The organism is Alteromonas sp. S005, assembly GCF_036864475.1.
Classification (GTDB): Bacteria; Pseudomonadota; Gammaproteobacteria; order Enterobacterales; family Alteromonadaceae; genus Alteromonas.
Window position 1 is genome coordinate 28,221 of record NZ_JAZETN010000023.1, and the last position, 16,207, is coordinate 44,427.

Consider the following 16,207-nt stretch of genomic DNA (forward strand, 5'->3'; position numbering starts at 1 on the left):
CCATTAAATATGGGGTTATGTAGGTGTGAGTATTTACTTACATATTATGTGGTAAGTTTATTATCGCTAACACTTCTTCCACATTTACCTTGATATGATACCTCAAATTCTCAAAGCTAAAGGTGTTTATCTGTCGATCAATCCGTGTCGTCGTAAAGCAAATAGGCCTTTCGTATTTCTCTAAATTTATTTAAATCTTTCTGCCAACTTTGGCGAATTTCTGTAGGCGTTTTACCGGCTTGAATTTGAATTCGTAGCGCATCGGTACCCGCTAATTTGTCGAAGAAATCTGGGCGAGTAAAGAAGGTTTCTTCAGGGTCACCACTGGCGCTGACCATCTTGTTGTATTCAGAAAAACGAGAAAAGGCATCTATCAAGGTACCGATAACTAAGCCATCACTAGGTGAGTAGTTTTTAATAACTGGCTTAGGACTATAGCTTTTAGAAATATTAGGATCAGCGTAAGTAAATACGTGTGCATTAAGCAGGGTATTCTCATGTTTAGGATGAGGCGCAGCACTATTTGCTTTTACCGGTATTTGGTTCTCACCGAAAACAACATCAGGGTGGCCAATAAGCTGGAAAGGAAAATCAGTGCCGCGACCGATGCTGACATCGGTTCCCTCGAAAAAGCATAGCGTGGGGTATAGCTGGATAGATAAATCGTTTGGCAAGTTAGGGCTAGGTGCCACCGGCAGGGAATATCGCGCAGTGCGTTTATAATCTTCTACCGGTACTACGGTAAGTTTTGCGTTCTTGTAGCTTGTTGCCCCAATATCTAACCAGCGTTCTCCCACGATCATTCGAGCAAGTTCACCTAATGTCATGCCGTGCAAAACGGGAATAGGGTGCATACCGATGAACGACGAGAATTCTGGCTTTAACACTGGGCCGTCGACATATCGACCATTGGGGTTTGGTCTATCTAACACCACAACCTGAATGCCTTGGGCAAAGGCGGCTTCCATTACATAGTGTAAGGTACTTAAGTAAGTGTAGAAGCGTACGCCCACATCCTGAATATCGAAAATAATTACGTCGGTGTCCTCCAGCATAGCCTTTGTCGGCTTTTTGGTTGACCCGTAAAGCGAATGAATAGGTAAACCCGTCTTAGCATCAATATCGCTACCAACCTTTTCACCTGCGCCTTTGTCTCCTCTAAATCCGTGCTCCGGCGACATAATGCTTACTAGGTCAACATTACGTTGCAATAAGGCATCGACCAAATGTTGATAAGGTTGATTTGCTTTTGATGGCCCTAAATGACCCGTTAAGTTATTTTCTCTAACCAAATCATTTCTAACTAAAGAGCTTTGGTTCACTACCAAACTAACTCGCTTACCTTCTAACACAGGGAGGTATCTTGAAAAGCGCTCAGCACCTACAGCAAGTTGGTTAGCGTTCGAATCTTCATTAGTCAGCACACTCTGTTTTGCTTTTAAACTGTCACTATCGGTTGTATATACATGAGTAGATAAGCTGTTTTGAGCACATGAGGTTAGGAAGGAAAAACTGACCAGCAAGATAATAAATGCGCTCTTGGTATTACGTGTAATATTTGTACTCATATTGGTTAAACCGGAATCCCTTATTGCAGTCCCTTATTGAAGAGCAGCGCCTTAGCTACTTGCTTTCTTCTACGGCTTTACGTAAGTAGCCATCGTTAGCACTTAGCTGTGCGGCTGCCTGCTTTGCGGTTTGCCCTGTTAGTACCATTAAAATGGCGACTTTTGCCTTGTTGTTGCATGCACTAAGCGCTGCTAAAGCGGCATCTTCACTACAGTCGGTCGCCTGCATAACAATGCGAAGGGCACGAGCTTTTAGTTTTTCGTTAGTAGCATTCACATCTACCATCAAATTTTGGTAGGTTTTTCCCAGCTTAATCATAGTGCTTGTGCTAATCATATTAAGTACAAGCTTTTGGGCCGTACCCGACTTCATGCGTGTGCTGCCGGTAAGTGCTTCAGGGCCGACAACGGGGCATATGGCCGCGTCAGCATTCTCAAAAATAGCAGCGTTAGGACTACACGCAATTGCGCCGGTAAAACAGCCAAGAGAACGGGCATATTCTAAGGCTCCGCTTACATAGGGCGTGCGACCGCTAGCTGAAATACCAATAACTGTATCGGTTTGTGTTAGTGATAAACTTTCAAGGTCAGTGCGACCCGCACCAAAATTATCCTCCGCGCCTTCAACAGCGTGCTGAACGGCCTTTTCTCCGCCCGCTATTACACCCACAACCATTTCATCGGGCACGCTAAAGGTAGGGCGGCACTCAACAGCGTCCAGAATGCCTAATCTCCCGCTGGTCCCAGCACCGATATAAATAAGCCTTCCACCGTTTTTAATACTAATGGTTGCGGCATCAACCGCTTTTGCTATTAGGGGAATTTGAAGTGCTACCGCGTTTGCGACTTTCGCGTCCTCGTTGTTAAGGCGGGTAAGAATGCCTTCGGTACCTAGCGTATCTATATCCAAAGTGTCTGGGTTTCTGCCCTCTGAAACAATTTTATTCAGTGACTGAGCTAACTCGTTGACGGTAGGCTTATCACCTGCCGCGTTATTTTTAATACTGGCGTTTGCGAAAGGTGCAGAAGTAGAATGAGGATGCGAAGACATGAGGAACCTTGAAGCTACGAAATTATCATAATAAGCAAGCGCAAAGCATAACGGTATTTTAAACCATAAGAAACCTTGCGTTATACATCAGGTTTTTCAATATTAATCCTGCGCCCCAAGTGCGCTTCTCGTGGTACACTTCGACTTTATATGTTTCCCCATTAAACATTTAAGGAACGTGTTTTTCTGTGAGCCGACAAACGCAAGCTATTATTCATGCTGATGCCATTCTCCATAATTTTAAAGCCCTTGCCGCGCTAGCGCCATCAAGTCAGTCTATGGCGGTGGTAAAAGCTGATGCCTATGGTCATGGAGCCGTAAATGTGGCGCGCATCCTTCAGCATGTTTCTTCGCGTTTTGCCGTAGCTATTATCGAAGAAGCTGTTGCCCTTCGCGATGCGGGAATTACCGCGCCAATAGTTGTTCTAGAAGGGGCTCATCAGGCAAAAGAGTGCCAAATGGCGTTTCAGCATAACTGCATTTTGGTTATGCATTGCGAAGAGCAGCTTGCATGGCTAGAAAAGTGCCCTGAACAGCAGCGGCCCCACATTTGGTTGAAAGTAGATAGCGGTATGCATCGCTTAGGCTTTGCGCTTTCAGATATCGAAGATATTTCCGTTAAATATCGTCACCTTTTAAGTGATAACACGGTTATTGCTACCCATTTTGCGTGTGCCGATGACGTGGATAACAGTTTCACTAATGCTCAAATGGATGAGTTTAATCAGGTGGTTGGAAAGCTGGGCTTGTCTACTAGCGTGGCTAACTCACCGGCTACGGTAAATTGGCCCGAAAGTCGAAATGCGTGGAACCGTTTGGGAGTTGGCGTTTACGGGGGAGCGGTTTCGACGTCACCAAACATTGATGTTGAAATTACTCCAGCTATGACCCTTCGTTCAAGCGTATTGGCTGTGCGAACAATACCGGCAGGCGAGGGTGTTGGATACGGACAAACCTGGGTGGCGAGTAAACCCAGCAAAATTGCAACCGTGGGTATTGGTTATGCCGACGGCTACCCTAGACATTGTAAAAATGGTACGCCAGTCATGGTTAGGGGTAAACGCGCTTACTTGGTAGGCCGTGTATCTATGGACATGATCACCATTGATGTGACGCATATCGACAACGTAGCTGTGGGCGATGAAGTAGAACTGTGGGGGCGGAATGTGTCTATTCAGGAAGTTGCCGCAAATGCAGGCACGATAGACTACGAATTAATGACTCGCGTTTCTCAGCGTGTGCCACGTATTGTAAAATACCTCTAGTTATCAACGCAGTGCCAGTTTGGCTAAACTGTATATAAGTTTTAATGAAGCACTATTCATTAAAAGAATGAGACTTTTACCCCCACTTTAAGCCTATACTGTGAAGGCTTGGTTTCAGGATTGCGGTGAATATTTCGCCTCCAACTGTTCTAGGCATCAACTCATAAGTGAGGTTTGTATGCGTACTTCGTTTTCTCGTCCGAGAGTGAATCGTGGAGTAGTTAGTCGACCGTCAAGACCTGTTCAAAAGAAGCAATAGGTTTGTTGTAGGCGTCAAAGAATACAAATAAAAGATACAATAAAGCCCGGTTAGGTTGCGCCTAACCGGGCTTTTTATTGACTACTTATATCAGCCGTTTTGGGCGTGAAGCTCACTGTCTAAGCTGCTGTGTTCATTGTTTTCTACACGCTTCGCGTCAGCCTTTTTTGAACTGTCTTCGCCCGGCACCGGGAAGTAACGCTCAGGTCTATGGTTAAGCGAAATAACCATATTTAAACAAACTGCCGCGAGTATCGAGATAAGCACTAATGGCCAAGAGATAAAAAACAGCGCGCTAAGCAATATGCAGCTATCAACGGTTAATTGGAAAGTCCCTGCCCTAATATCAAAGCGTTGTTGTAAGTAGAACGCCATAATGCCAACGCCACCTAAACTAGAGCTGTGACGGAACATCATCAGCATGCCAACGCCAATTAAAATACCGCCAAATACCGCCGCAAAAAACGGGTTAACGTGGCTAATATCTACAAATGCCGGAATTTGTTCAGTTAACACAGAAACTGTGGTTACAGAAATAAATGTATTGATGGTGAAACGCTTGCTGATTTGCGTCCATGCTAGGGTATAAAAAGGTAGGTTAATCAAAAAGAATAACAAGCCGAAGTCCATGTCAAAAGCATAAGTACCTAATAGCGCAAGACCTGCAGCGCCGCCTACCATTAGATCTTGAGACTGAAACAGATATACGCCAAAAGCAACAAACAAGCCGGCGCTTATCAGGGCGAAAACATCCTCGATGACACTGTGTTTTGTTTTTTGCATAAGAGAGATTTTGCGTTAAGAAGACACGGCGTAATTATACGTTTACAGCACACCTGGTGACAGCAAGATGAAAAGTTAAGTCAGTAGGATAAAAGTGTGAAGGTAAGTTTGCCTTTACGACTTTTAGCGTGCGGGTGAATAGGGTGTTGCAGCGATGTAAACGTTGCACCAGGGTGGTTCAGCTTTATGGCTAAAAGTATTCAGCGTTCTAGCTCATATCTAAAGGGTGGATGGTTACTCAACGATAGAAAACACCACAATATCTTGTTTATTGAATTCTACACTGCACTTCATTATGCCCAAATGCAGTGGGCTATATGCTTCAATCTTGCTGCCATTTGCAATAAACTCAGTATCCCAAAGTAACAAATCTGCGGTGCCTAGCTGGCGTTCGACGCTTTTCTTCGACACCCCTGGTGTAAAGTTGTCACAGAGGATAATCACTTCGCGTCTTGCTTCAATCCAGTAAAACGTAATAGTGATCAAAAGTGCTATTGCCGCTATTGCGACAACGTCAGCAATAATAGAACGTTTCATGGCCTGCACGTTTTACTTCTCCTCTACGTTTTTACTGGCTGTGATTAAACCTTGTTGCACGGAACGCGCCAAAGACGGTATTAGCAAGGCGCATATGTATAAAGCGCTATTAAGTGGTTTGGATCAAATCCCACTTATTGCCAAACTTATCTTTAAAGATGGCTACTGTACCATAGGCCTCTTCACGGGGAGTTTCTAAAAACACCACCCCTTTATTTTTCATCTCGTTAAAGTCTCGCCAAAAATCATTGGTATTTAAAATTAAAAATACTTTGTCAGCAGCTTGGTTACCAATAAGCGCTAGTTCAACGTCATTTTTAGCTTGCGCTAGTAACAAGCTGGTTTTACTGGTTGGCGGCGTTACTAATACAAAACGCGAATCTTCGCCGGTCGCTTTGTCTTCAGTTAGGGTAAAATTTAAAATCCTTGTAAAGTACTCAATTGCGGTGTCGTAATCGTCTACAAAGAATGTAATAGCCGAAAGGTGTTGTGTCATAAATGTGGTTCAGTTCAAAAAGGCTAGCGTGCTCGGCATACTACCTAAAAGCTCACCGAACTGAAATGCGGGTTATCAGTTATTGCATGAAGCTGAGCGATTTCATTAAGGGCAACGTTTTCTACATTACCGTTAATACGCATTTGTATGCATTCTATCGGCACATCACTGCGTCTATCTATAGCAGTGTTCAGTGCATGGCCGCTTTTCATTTCACCATCTTTTAAAATTGCGCTCACTTCAAGTTTATACATGCAGGCTATTTCTATATAGTCATAAAGCTGACAGGCTATATTCACAGGCTTTCCTAATATTGGAATAATCGCTTTTGAGGCAGTGCTCAATTTTTGAATTAGTATTGGCGTTCACGGCAAAAAATTATTGATTTATCGTACGTTCATTCCACTTTGCTTTAAACATTTAGCGACCAATGTTTAAATGCCGCCGCCTTTGAAGGCATCAAACTTTCTCAGCTAAAAACCACAGAAGTCAAATCTTAACAAATGATCTTTTTTTAAGGTTTGCTCAGTATTGTTAATACTGAAGGATTTATTTTGGTGCGCGAAATACCTAAGCGCTTAGACGTCCCTCTGCTCATTAGAGGCAATTTTTAGCAAAGGGTTCCCGCCAAAAATTCAATACAGGAACAGTAATGAACAAGCTACTATCCGCATTTTCTTTAGTTTCAATTGCATGCACTTCGAGCGTCTTAAAAGCCGACGAGCTTCCCTTTAATTTAAGCGGTCACGTTAGAGTTAATTACGGTCATCAAGACTGGCAAATCCCCGAGTTTCGAGATGGTTTCGAATTTGAATCATTCAAACTTGGCGTGGCGGGCGAGTCGGACCAGTTTAGCTATAAAGCAGAATACCGTTGGTACGAAAATACTGATTTCGATACTGTTCGCTTCGCTGACCTTACATACCATTTTGATGAACAAACCCAAATTACCGCAGGCATAACACAAACCCCGTTTGGCCTACAGCCCTTTGCCAGCAACAACTTTTGGTTTTCAGTTAACTACTATCTAGGCTTCGAAGATGACTACGATGCTGGAGTTAAAATAAATCATGAATGGAGCAATTGGGATTTTCAAGCCGCTTACTTTATGAATGATGAGTACAATGACGCTGCCGAGTTTGGACGTTACTCGTTTGATGTTGCAGATGACGGAGAGTACCGAAATAAAGAAGATGGGCAGTACAATCTACGTGCTAATTACTCAGCCAATTTTATTCGCGGTGCGACTACCGATATCGGTGTGTCGTATCAGTACGGTAACATTCTAAACTTAGATACGTTAGACGATGGTGATATGAATGCTTATGCCGTTCATATGCGTCACACCCAAGGTGACGTGAAAGTTGAGTTACAGTATATCGACTACGAGTACGATTTGGCTGCACCTGAAGGGCAGGCAGACGACCGTATCGCGCTATCTTCCTTTACCTTTCCCTTTCTGGCGGCTGCTGATGGTAAAACTTATTCAGCAAACCTTGTGTATTCTGTGCCATATAAGTTTACGCACATAGAATCACTCACTTGCTATTCAGAATACAGTGTGGCTAAAGGCGAAGGAAATGAGGGGAAAAACTCTTCACAGTGGATAAATGGCTGTAGCTTTGGCTGGGATAAATTGTTTGTATATGTAGATAGCATTCAAGGAAAAAACATGTGGTTTTCAGGAGGCCCAGGCGTTGGGCTAGACTTAGGCGGTAGACAAGAAACTACTCACCGCTTGAACATTAACCTTGGCATTTACTTCTAATCACTAACAGGACTTTGACATGCGATCATTACTTATAGCGACATTTATACTAGCGCTAATTCCAATGCAAAGTTTTGCCCATTCATGGATGAAACTGCGCATAGCGACCACAGAATATGCGCCTTATACGTCAACCGCAATGCAGCACGAAGGTTACATAAACCATATTATCGCCGATGCGTTCTTAGAGACGGGCGTTGTGGTGGAGTTCGTATCCTTACCATGGGAAGAAGCCTTAGAAGCTACCTTAAAGGGCGAATATGATGCAGTTTCTTACGGCAACTTTGTACGTTCTCGAGAAAGTGAATTTTTCCACAGCAACCCGATAAGCGCAGAAAGCTTGGTGTTCTATGTTAACGCCGAAAAAGGCCCCGATAGTTGGAGTGACCTTAGCGATATGCAAGACCTTAAAATGGGTGTGACGGAAGGGTATTTGTATAATGATGAGCTTGCTGCCTTCATTAAAGATAACAAAAACGTTGTTGAGCGCGAGACTGATAAAGCAAACTTGGAAGCTTTGATAAACGGTGATATCGATGTTTTTCCTATTGATGAGCTTTCCGGCTGGTATTTGCTACAGCGAGACTTCAACAGTGGCGACCGTCGTGACGTTATGCCTATTAAACCCTTTATTTCCACTGTAACTACGCATTTGTTAGTACCTAAGGGGCAAGGCGATAGCCAGCTTATTTTGTCTTTATTTAATAAAGGACTAGAAGAGCTAACGTTGGAAGGAAAATTAACTCGCTTCAAGCGGCTGCTAAAAGAGGGTTATTATCAGCATCCGCAGAGAAAGGTGAATTTCGACCGACGCTAACACACAGCCGTGTTTTAAACGCGTGCTAATCCACGACTTTTCAAGTTGAAAAAGAGGTTGCGAATCAAATGTGGTTCGCAACCTTTATTCATGCTGCTTTCTCATCGCTTAGTATCTTTTCTGCTGATTAGTAACCTGATATGGTTAACGGCTATTTTCTAATGCCCATTTAGAGGTTGCCTTGTCGTACTCAGCTGAAACATCCTTCCTTGCCCGCGTTACCGCCTTGCTAAAATTACTCGGTCCTGGTGTGCTTATGGCAACGGCGGCGGTAGGTGGAAGCCATTTAGTGGCCTCAACTCAGGCGGGTGCGAAGTTCGGATGGCAGTTAGCGCTTCTCATATTAGTGGTAAACCTACTTAAATACCCGTTTTTCAGGGCTGGCGTAAGTTACACCATCAGCACGAAACAAACCCTGCAGCAAGGGTATCTAATAATGGGTAAACGCTATTTAGCCATTGCTTTGTGCCTAAACACTATTGCGTCGGTAGTTAATGCTGCGGCACTGTTACTGTTTGCAGCAAGTTTGTTGTCTTACTTTATTCCATTTGATATTGCTATAGCGGTGTCTGCCTCTGTAGTGCTAGCGCTAATATTACTAATTTTACTGGCAGGGCATTTTGAAGGGCTCGACAATATTGCTAAAGGCATAATGGGCGTGCTTGTGGTGGCAACCATCGCAGTGTTTATCGTTGCACTTAATAAATATTCCGCGCCAGCCTTGCCTGCCGAAGGGCAACCTTCGCCGTGGACGCTCGCCACATTAGGCTTTTTGGTGGTAACAATGGGATGGATGCCGGCACCTATCGAAATATCGTCTATTACTTCTCTTTGGTTAAAGCGACAGTGCAAGGGTCAAGCGGTGACGCCGAAGTCTGCCCTTTTCGATTTTAACTTGGGCTACACGGTAACCGTATTACTTGCCCTGTTGTTTTTGGGGCTAGGTGCGTTAATCCTGTATGGCAGCGGCACAGAACTCAGTACTAGCGGAATCGGTTTCTCTCATCAGCTTATCAGTATGTACTCCTCAACCATCGGGGAGTGGGCGCATCTGCTTATCGCGGTGGTAGCGTTTTTATGTATTTTCGGCTCGGCGCTAACCGTATATGACGGCTATGCGCGAGTGGTTGCAGAAGCAATTGCGCTACTGTTTAACAAAGATAAGGCAACTCGCAATACACTTGTGACACCAGTATTAATCTTCATGGCAATATTCAGCTTTATCATTGTGCTCTTTTTCAAGTCTGCTCTATTAGCCATGTTAGGCTTCGCGATGACGTTAGCTTTTGTGACCACGCCCATGTTTGCTTGGTTAAATCATAAGCTAGTGGCGCAAACTAAGCTGCATCCTGATGCAGCGCCCAATAAAGTAGTAAAGTTACTTAGTTTGCTAGGCCTGGTCTACCTGTTTGGGTTTCTTCTGATATTCGTTTGGTGGAAGTGGTTTAGCTAACGAGCTAAACTCGTGTGACGGGTGATGGTAGCTACCTGCAACACACGAGTTCGCTCTTTGTTAACCGCTAAGTTTTACTTAGTATAAACTGGGCGGGCAGCAGTTAGCGTAGCAACCTTGTCTTTAACTTGCTGAATAAGGTCATTGTCTTCAGGTGCTGATAGCACATCGCAAATCCAGCTGGCTAACTGAGCACAATCGTCTTCGCTAAAATTACGAGAAGTCACCGCTGGTGTACCTATTCGAATGCCACTTGTCACAAAAGGCGACTGTGGATCGTTAGGCACAGTATTCTTATTAACGGTAATGTTTACACTATTTAAAATGGCGTCTGCCTCTTTACCGGTCATTCCCTTACTAACCAGACTGAGCAAAAACATGTGGTTGTCAGTACCGTTAGATACCACATCAAATCCGCGCTTCATAAATACGTCCGCCATAGCGCGCGCATTAGTAATCACTTGCTTTTGATATGCTTTAAATTCTGCTGTAATGGCTTCTTTGAACGCTACAGCTTTAGCCGCGATAACGTGCATAAGCGGGCCACCTTGAATTCCCGGGAAAATAAGTGAGTTAAACTTCTTTTCAAGTTCAGGGTTAGACTTACACATAATAAGCCCGCCGCGAGGGCCACGTAATGTTTTGTGAGTCGTGGTAGTGACCACGTGCGCAGCATTAATTGGCGAGGGGTAAACACCCGCTGCGACAAGACCTGCTACGTGCGCCATATCTACCAGCAAATACGCGCCTACACTATCGGCAATCTCTCTAAACTTTTGCCAGTCGACAACGCGAGAGTAAGCTGAAAACCCTGCCACGATCATCTTTGGGCTATGCTCTTTAGCTAACGCTTCCACTTGGTCGTAGTCAATCTCACCGGTTTCGGTGTTTAGCCCATATTGAATGGCGTTGTACAGCTTGCCTGAAAAATTGGGTTTTGCACCATGGGTTAGGTGACCGCCGTGATCAAGACTTAACCCGAGTATGGTATCGCCAGGGCTTAGCAGTGCCATGTAAACCGCAGTGTTCGCTTGCGAACCAGAATGGGGCTGAACATTAACATAATCAGCTTCAAACAGGGCTTTGGCTCTGTCGATAGCAAGCTGCTCAACTTTATCCACAGCTTCACAGCCACCGTAATAGCGCTTACCCGGATAGCCTTCTGCATACTTATTCGTTAATTGACTACCTTGAGCCTGCATAACGGCTTTACTGGTGTAGTTCTCTGATGCGATTAGCTCAATGTGATGCTCTTGGCGTTCGTTTTCTTGTGCAACAAATTGGGCGATATCTGGGTCTTGCTGGTTAAGGTTTTGGTTTAGCGTATTCATGCTGCCTCCTAATTTTCGTTGTTGTGTGTTCGATACTAGAAGTGCAAAATGAATAAATAAAATTAATAAATAATATGGCATTATAATTTTATTAAATGTGTGGGCTGTGCTTTTGGCACGGTGTTGCCTATTTGAGTATTGTCCGATGTGGGGCGACCGACTGAGTGAGCTTTTAAAATTCGTTGGTGAAAGGTCAGTGTCTAGTTGACGCTATAAAGAAGGTGTAAGGTAAAGTAATGAAAAACTTGTCCATAGATTTCCTGCGTTCGTTTGTGCTTATCGCACAGACGGGAAGCTACACACAATGTGCCGAGCAGCTGCAACGTACTCAACCTGCAATTAGCCTGCAAATTAAAAAACTAGAGGAAATGATTGGTGAGAAGTTATTTTCTCGCGACAAAAATCGTTTAACGCTTACCGGCGCTGGTAGTCGCTTATTGTCATATGGTGAGAAAATAGTAGCGCTTAACGACCAAGCTATGGCTGAGTTCGGTAAGCCTCAAGTGACTGGAAATATTAAGTTAGGCATTCCCAGTGAATTTAGCACCACGCTTATGCCTAAAATTATTCGACGGTTCACACAAACTTACCCGGAAATATCGCTGGAAGTACATTGCGCGCTAAGCAAAGATTTGTTGAGCGAACCGTTAAAAAGTCAGTTCGACTTAATTTTGTCACTACAGGAAACACCAAATCCACAGCAGGATGGCTTTATCATTTCAGATCAACTGGTATGGGTAGGCAGTCAGCGCTTTGTTAACAGTGTGCCTGCTAAACTCCCTATTATTGCAGCCCCTTCACCGTGTATTTATCGCAAGCGCGCCACTAATCTTTTATCCGCAATTAAAAAGCCGTGGCAGGTGGTATACACCATTGCAGATTTGAACGGTATTCAAACTGCTATTAATGAAGGGCTAGGCATTACGGTACTGGCAAAAAGCTCAGTACCGTCAGGATTACATATTTTATCTAATTCAGAAAACTTACCCGAACTTGGACATGTAGGCGTTTGCTTAGTTAACCCTCAAAAAGTGTCATCTAAAGCGATTAGCCTGCTGACCGAAACTATTACTAACGAGGTTGCTAACTTCTAAAGTGATATCTTGTTTGTCTATGCCTTTTTAACAAACTGCGCGGTAAGCATCATTTCACCAGCACCGTCTACCTTGCAGTCTAGCTGGTGGTCTTTGGCATCTTTTACATGACGGATAACCGCTTTGGTACCAATTTTAAGCACAAGCGAGCTGCCTTTTACTTTCAAATCTTTTGCCAGTGTTATCTTGTCACCAGCAACTAACGGCGTACCGTTATAATCTTTTGCAGAGACTTCCTCTTCAATCTCATTTGGGTTCCACTCGTGGCCACATTCGGGGCAAATAAGTAAAGATTGGTCTTCATATACATATTCAGACTGGCAATGCGGGCAAGGAGGTAGTGACATGTGGAATTCTCTTAAAATACTAAATTAAAGCGCTCGGGTCATAAAGTGACTGTTAGGGTTAAGCGAATAGCTACCAAAAGGGCCGCAGTCGACAAAACCGAACTTTTTATAAAGCGTTCTTGCCGCTAAAAAGTAGTCTTGTGTTCCCGTTTCTAAACTTACCGAGCTAAACCCTTTCATTTTCGCATGTTCTAAGGCAAAAAGTAATAACTGAGAAGCCACGCCACACCCTCTATAGGGTTTTGCCGTTCTCATAGATTTCAGCTCTGCGCTTTGCGCATCAAGAGCTTTAATAGCGACACAACCTGCTAGCTGTTGCTGCTTCCAACCACTAAAAAAAGTAATGTTAGGTGCTTTTAGTGCATTAACATCTAGCGCGTGCACGCATTCTGGCGGCGACGTTGCATACATATCTGACAAATGCTCTTCCAAGAGCGCTAGTACATCTCCTCCGTCAAGATCATCAATTATAATCTTCATGTACTTTGTCCTTCAGATGTTTTGGGAATAGGCGACTATAAAAGCCTGGTGGTTAAATGCTTAAAGGTTTAACCATGTTATAAAAGCGAGCGTACTTGATTTTGTGTATGTGCCAGCACACTTTTTACTGCTGCCATAACTTTACTGTGCCCAATAAATAAAACGTACCATAAATACAGCATATAATTGAGCTGACTAACCAAAAGGTTATTGAATTTTGGTGCACCACAGGATCTGAAGTTAAAAAGGGTCCAACTAAGCCTGCGACACCACGCAACAAGTAAATGGCAGTAATTAAAGATAAACAGGTTTTTAGGAGTGGTAATTTGACGATGATGCCTGCACCAGAAAAAGCATATAAGCCCCAGCCAGTAAGAATTGAAGCAATAACCAAAGTTGCGGTTGTGGGGTAAGGGTCGCCCTGAGCAGCGAGTTGAGCCATGCGTTGACCAGCACCAAAAAAGAGATACCAGTCAGGACCGCCAAAAATACAACTGATATGAAGTAGTGCAGCGAAGATGCTTAAACTGCCAGCGATTATTAGTTGATTATTCTTGTGCATTCAAATTCCTTTTGGCACATAACACCCCAAACGCGTAGGTCAAATAGCGAAGCGAGTGAGTTTATTGGACTGTTAGCTGCCAGCTACTAGTAGTGATAACGACATGAGATAATCGTAATTGCTGTATCGTCTACAGCATATACCAAACGGTTAGTGTCATCTATTCTGTATGAAGCAATCTTATTAGTTGATTAAATCTTTCCCATTCATATTCGGTTACTTCATCAAGTTTATAACACTCATTTTGACCAAGCCAACCATCCCATAAGGAAATGAATTCTTGAGAAAACTCTTCTCTTACTTCCCAATTATCAAAATATTCGGATATCACAGAAACACCTAACGGCCCGCATACCGGGCAAAAATACGTAGGCTATAATACCGAGTGAAGCGCCAGAGCCTGTGTTATTGTCCCAGTGAATGGCTAGAGTTGTTTGTTATTTTTGTGTCAAAAATACAAACGCTTCTATAATTTTTAAAATTTGTTCGGTTGCTTTAGCGCCAGCGTCAAAATCTTCTTTATAGATTTTAGAGAGGCTATCGGTGAAATCCTCTATGCTTTCTAAGCCTCCATTTTTGTATGAAAAAGCAAAATCATTACAAAATATACTTTTTTGAGACTTTGAATCCAGACAACGGGTCGCTTTAGATGCCAGCAAATCTATATCAGTAAGAGTGGCCTCCCAATTGGTTTTCGTCTGTGGGCTAGCACATCCATAACAAAAAAGACCTAAAACTAAGATAAACTTGATACGACACATATTAATTTAAACTTTTCTCGAAAAACATAACTTTAAGCTATGGGTCGCGAATGCGTGGGGCATAATAACTAAGCCGCCACGCGTGTATGCGTCCCAGCGATCGCAGTGAGTGAGTTGATTGGGTTGTATGCGTTTCTCATTTAAACCACTCGTCTTTGTGTGACTTGATTGTAACTTCGTCGACCTCTGGAAGTTCGCTCAACTTTAAGCCACATGAATTACATGAGACAGCCCACATACCTGATTTTGAATAAAAACTACCGTTGAATATGATGTTTAACAAGGAATAAAAGCGTTTACCACAACGTGGGCAGGTTGATAATGACAGTCGAAGCAATAAAAAGAGAAAAAGGTAGATGAATAGTGGGGCAATGAATCCTAGTGGCGGAAATAATAAGCCAAGAAAGATACCTATTGATACTAAATAAAAGCATGGCCAGCGAGCAGCATGTACGTTGTCAGAACGAAGCTTGATTTTTCTTAGACCAGCGAAAAATTCTTCCATGAGTTAAGTACCAATTAGCATATAACTTTCCAGTAACGGGCGCAGGCATGTGGGGCATAATGGCGAAGCCGCCCTGCATGTTTGCGTCCCAACGAACGAAGTGAAAGTGTTGACTGGGTTGTTAGGTACGTTTATAAACATCGGATCGATGCCCGACTTTTATCACCTGTACTACAAGCTCGTTTTCTCGGATTTCATAAATTATTCTATAAAGACCTTGCCGGATACGATACAAGTCGAGTCCACTAAGTTTAATTGCTCCATCCCTTCGCGGGTTTTCAGCTAATAAGTCAATTTTGGCGAGGATCTTTTTAACGTCCGACTTGGGAATTGCCCTAAAATCTTTTGCTACTGACTTCTTGAAAGTGACGCTATATTTTTCCATCAGCTTCCAAAGTGTTTAGCAAGTCCTCATAGGAGATTTCGGGCTCTTTGGCCCTTTGTCTTACCGCAGCCAAATCTTCTTGATCTTCTTTCATAAGGAGTCTTACTGCTTCATCAATCAGTTCTGATATTGAGGTATCTGATGATGCCGCCCGCAGTTTCAAAGCATTATGAATTGCTGGCTCGAAGTAGACGGTTGATCGTTTTGATAAAGTACTCATGAATAAGCCTCCATTTAAGTAACATTAAAACATTATAGCGTTAAAATGTCAGTTGGGCTAATTTTTACTCAAGAGTACCTAACTTTTAAATAAGGGGCGATAACGCGTAGGGCATAATAGCGAAGCGGCCCTGCGTATTAGCGTCCCAGCGAGATAATTGGACTCCCCCGCACCTGAGGGTTTGGGGTAATATTTTTGTTACCACACAAAATATATTAAGGAGAGTCCTTAATATATATCGTACTAAAGTCGGCGTTGATTTAGCAAAAAATATAATTCAGGTTTGTACATTAAACGGTAAGAAAGCTACGTCTAATGTAGAGATGAGTACCGATGAGTTTTCACTTTGGTTAGCTCAATCTAAACCCGTCACTGTAGCCTTTGAAGCTTGCTCTACTTCAAATTATTGGTATCAACAGGCCATTAAAGCTGGTCATGATGCTCGACTGATTAGTGCCAAATTGGTCAAAGCTGTTAGGCAGAACCAAAAGACGGATAAAAATGATGCATTGGCCATTGCACAAA

Annotated in this window: 21 protein-coding genes and 1 pseudogene; 6 read left to right on the top strand and 16 right to left on the bottom strand. The window is 43.2% G+C overall.

The genetic code is table 11. The features are described from left to right. Positions 1–137: 137 nt before the first annotated feature. Positions 138–1,568, bottom strand: coding sequence for an exo-beta-N-acetylmuramidase NamZ family protein (locus tag V7R55_RS18330; protein WP_334060704.1), 1,431 nt, complete (start codon positions 1,566–1,568; stop codon positions 138–140). Between the two features lie 55 nt (positions 1,569–1,623). Beyond that, positions 1,624–2,619, bottom strand: a complete 996-nt coding sequence (gene murQ, locus V7R55_RS18335; RefSeq protein ID WP_334060706.1) for an N-acetylmuramic acid 6-phosphate etherase — start codon at positions 2,617–2,619, stop codon at positions 1,624–1,626. 188 nt (positions 2,620–2,807) lie between these two features. On the opposite strand from murQ, the gene alr reads away from it, so the two are divergent. Beyond that, positions 2,808–3,884, top strand: a complete 1,077-nt coding sequence (alr, locus tag V7R55_RS18340) for an alanine racemase (RefSeq protein ID WP_334060708.1) — start codon at positions 2,808–2,810, stop codon at positions 3,882–3,884. Positions 3,885–4,233: 349 nt separating this feature from the next. Here the strand turns inward: alr and V7R55_RS18345 are convergent, their stop codons facing one another. The 4 genes from V7R55_RS18345 to V7R55_RS18360 form a co-directional block, all read right to left on the bottom strand. Then, positions 4,234–4,926 carry a YitT family protein gene (locus tag V7R55_RS18345; protein ID WP_334060712.1) on the bottom strand — a complete coding sequence of 231 codons (693 nt, stop codon included), beginning with the start codon at positions 4,924–4,926 and terminating at the stop codon, positions 4,234–4,236. A 234-nt stretch (positions 4,927–5,160) separates the two neighbouring features. After that, positions 5,161–5,472 carry a hypothetical protein gene (locus V7R55_RS18350; protein ID WP_334060713.1) on the bottom strand — a complete coding sequence of 104 codons (312 nt, stop codon included), beginning with the start codon at positions 5,470–5,472 and terminating at the stop codon, positions 5,161–5,163. A gap of 100 nt (positions 5,473–5,572) precedes the next feature. Beyond that, positions 5,573–5,959 carry a VOC family protein gene (locus tag V7R55_RS18355; RefSeq protein ID WP_334060715.1) on the bottom strand — a complete coding sequence of 129 codons (387 nt, stop codon included), beginning with the start codon at positions 5,957–5,959 and terminating at the stop codon, positions 5,573–5,575. A gap of 44 nt (positions 5,960–6,003) precedes the next feature. After that, entirely contained in the window at positions 6,004–6,258 is a 255-nt protein-coding gene (locus V7R55_RS18360; RefSeq protein ID WP_334060717.1) for a Rho-binding antiterminator, read from the bottom strand. Positions 6,259–6,611: 353 nt separating this feature from the next. On the opposite strand from V7R55_RS18360, the gene V7R55_RS18365 reads away from it, so the two are divergent. The 3 genes from V7R55_RS18365 to V7R55_RS18375 all read left to right on the top strand — a co-directional run bounded on the left by V7R55_RS18365 (position 6,612) and on the right by V7R55_RS18375 (position 9,997). After that, positions 6,612–7,727, top strand: coding sequence for a porin (locus V7R55_RS18365; protein WP_334060719.1), 1,116 nt, complete (start codon positions 6,612–6,614; stop codon positions 7,725–7,727). 19 nt (positions 7,728–7,746) lie between these two features. Then, positions 7,747–8,544, top strand: coding sequence for a substrate-binding periplasmic protein (locus V7R55_RS18370; protein ID WP_334060721.1), 798 nt, complete (start codon positions 7,747–7,749; stop codon positions 8,542–8,544). Between the two features lie 181 nt (positions 8,545–8,725). Then, a complete protein-coding gene (locus tag V7R55_RS18375) occupies positions 8,726–9,997 on the top strand; it encodes an NRAMP family divalent metal transporter (RefSeq protein WP_334060722.1) in 1,272 nt (423 codons plus the stop codon). Positions 9,998–10,071: 74 nt separating this feature from the next. On the opposite strand, the gene glyA is transcribed toward V7R55_RS18375, so the two are convergent. Then, entirely contained in the window at positions 10,072–11,328 is a 1,257-nt protein-coding gene (glyA, locus tag V7R55_RS18380) for a serine hydroxymethyltransferase (protein WP_334060723.1), read from the bottom strand. Between the two features lie 236 nt (positions 11,329–11,564). On the opposite strand from glyA, the gene V7R55_RS18385 reads away from it, so the two are divergent. After that, positions 11,565–12,422: a LysR family transcriptional regulator gene (locus tag V7R55_RS18385; RefSeq protein ID WP_334060726.1), complete on the top strand. Its 858-nt coding sequence runs from the start codon at positions 11,565–11,567 to the stop codon at positions 12,420–12,422. 17 nt (positions 12,423–12,439) lie between these two features. Here the strand turns inward: V7R55_RS18385 and V7R55_RS18390 are convergent, their stop codons facing one another. The 9 genes and pseudogenes from V7R55_RS18390 to V7R55_RS18430 form a co-directional block, all read right to left on the bottom strand. After that, positions 12,440–12,769: a zinc ribbon domain-containing protein YjdM gene (locus V7R55_RS18390; RefSeq protein WP_334060728.1), complete on the bottom strand. Its 330-nt coding sequence runs from the start codon at positions 12,767–12,769 to the stop codon at positions 12,440–12,442. Positions 12,770–12,793: 24 nt separating this feature from the next. Further along, on the bottom strand, positions 12,794–13,249 hold the full coding sequence (locus V7R55_RS18395; protein WP_334060729.1) for a GNAT family N-acetyltransferase: 456 nt from the start codon (positions 13,247–13,249) through the stop codon (positions 12,794–12,796). A 124-nt stretch (positions 13,250–13,373) separates the two neighbouring features. Next, positions 13,374–13,811: a hypothetical protein gene (locus V7R55_RS18400; RefSeq protein WP_334060731.1), complete on the bottom strand. Its 438-nt coding sequence runs from the start codon at positions 13,809–13,811 to the stop codon at positions 13,374–13,376. Between the two features lie 86 nt (positions 13,812–13,897). Next, a pseudogene (locus V7R55_RS18405) lies at positions 13,898–13,984 on the bottom strand (type II toxin-antitoxin system YoeB family toxin); the annotation flags it as partial. Then, positions 13,972–14,142, bottom strand: coding sequence for a hypothetical protein (locus V7R55_RS18410; protein ID WP_334060733.1), 171 nt, complete (start codon positions 14,140–14,142; stop codon positions 13,972–13,974). The pseudogene V7R55_RS18405 and the gene V7R55_RS18410, both read right to left, overlap by 13 nt. Positions 14,143–14,248: 106 nt before the next feature. Beyond that, positions 14,249–14,572, bottom strand: a complete 324-nt coding sequence (locus V7R55_RS18415; RefSeq protein ID WP_334060735.1) for a hypothetical protein — start codon at positions 14,570–14,572, stop codon at positions 14,249–14,251. Between the two features lie 136 nt (positions 14,573–14,708). Continuing rightward, positions 14,709–15,077, bottom strand: a complete 369-nt coding sequence (locus tag V7R55_RS18420) for a hypothetical protein (RefSeq protein WP_334060737.1) — start codon at positions 15,075–15,077, stop codon at positions 14,709–14,711. Positions 15,078–15,198: 121 nt separating this feature from the next. Further along, the gene (locus tag V7R55_RS18425; protein ID WP_012517121.1) at positions 15,199–15,462 is read right to left on the bottom strand and encodes a type II toxin-antitoxin system RelE family toxin; all 264 of its coding nucleotides are present in this window, start codon (positions 15,460–15,462) and stop codon (positions 15,199–15,201) included. Continuing rightward, positions 15,449–15,682 carry a ribbon-helix-helix domain-containing protein gene (locus V7R55_RS18430; protein WP_012517122.1) on the bottom strand — a complete coding sequence of 78 codons (234 nt, stop codon included), beginning with the start codon at positions 15,680–15,682 and terminating at the stop codon, positions 15,449–15,451. Before V7R55_RS18430 ends, V7R55_RS18425 begins: the two co-directional genes overlap by 14 nt. Before the next feature lie 233 nt (positions 15,683–15,915). On the opposite strand from V7R55_RS18430, the gene V7R55_RS18435 reads away from it, so the two are divergent. Continuing rightward, on the top strand, positions 15,916–16,207 hold a 292-nt coding region (locus V7R55_RS18435; protein ID WP_334060738.1), incomplete at its 3' end, for an IS110 family transposase.

Bases quoted from the DNA above. Each gene is read 5' to 3' on its own strand.
- V7R55_RS18330 (WP_334060704.1), bottom strand. From the start codon at position 1,568: ATGAGTACAAATATTACACGTAATACCAAGAGCGCATTTATTATCTTG.
- murQ (WP_334060706.1), bottom strand. From the start codon at position 2,619: ATGTCTTCGCATCCTCATTCTACTTCTGCACCTTTCGCAAACGCCAGT.
- V7R55_RS18345 (WP_334060712.1), bottom strand. From the start codon at position 4,926: ATGCAAAAAACAAAACACAGTGTCATCGAGGATGTTTTCGCCCTGATA.
- V7R55_RS18355 (WP_334060715.1), bottom strand. From the start codon at position 5,959: ATGACACAACACCTTTCGGCTATTACATTCTTTGTAGACGATTACGAC.
- V7R55_RS18365 (WP_334060719.1), top strand. From the start codon at position 6,612: ATGAACAAGCTACTATCCGCATTTTCTTTAGTTTCAATTGCATGCACT.
- V7R55_RS18370 (WP_334060721.1), top strand. From the start codon at position 7,747: ATGCGATCATTACTTATAGCGACATTTATACTAGCGCTAATTCCAATG.
- glyA (WP_334060723.1), bottom strand. From the start codon at position 11,328: ATGAATACGCTAAACCAAAACCTTAACCAGCAAGACCCAGATATCGCC.
- V7R55_RS18385 (WP_334060726.1), top strand. From the start codon at position 11,565: ATGAAAAACTTGTCCATAGATTTCCTGCGTTCGTTTGTGCTTATCGCA.
- V7R55_RS18390 (WP_334060728.1), bottom strand. From the start codon at position 12,769: ATGTCACTACCTCCTTGCCCGCATTGCCAGTCTGAATATGTATATGAA.
- V7R55_RS18395 (WP_334060729.1), bottom strand. From the start codon at position 13,249: ATGAAGATTATAATTGATGATCTTGACGGAGGAGATGTACTAGCGCTC.
- V7R55_RS18400 (WP_334060731.1), bottom strand. From the start codon at position 13,811: ATGCACAAGAATAATCAACTAATAATCGCTGGCAGTTTAAGCATCTTC.
- V7R55_RS18415 (WP_334060735.1), bottom strand. From the start codon at position 14,572: ATGTGTCGTATCAAGTTTATCTTAGTTTTAGGTCTTTTTTGTTATGGA.
- V7R55_RS18420 (WP_334060737.1), bottom strand. From the start codon at position 15,077: ATGGAAGAATTTTTCGCTGGTCTAAGAAAAATCAAGCTTCGTTCTGAC.
- V7R55_RS18425 (WP_012517121.1), bottom strand. From the start codon at position 15,462: ATGGAAAAATATAGCGTCACTTTCAAGAAGTCAGTAGCAAAAGATTTT.
- V7R55_RS18430 (WP_012517122.1), bottom strand. From the start codon at position 15,682: ATGAGTACTTTATCAAAACGATCAACCGTCTACTTCGAGCCAGCAATT.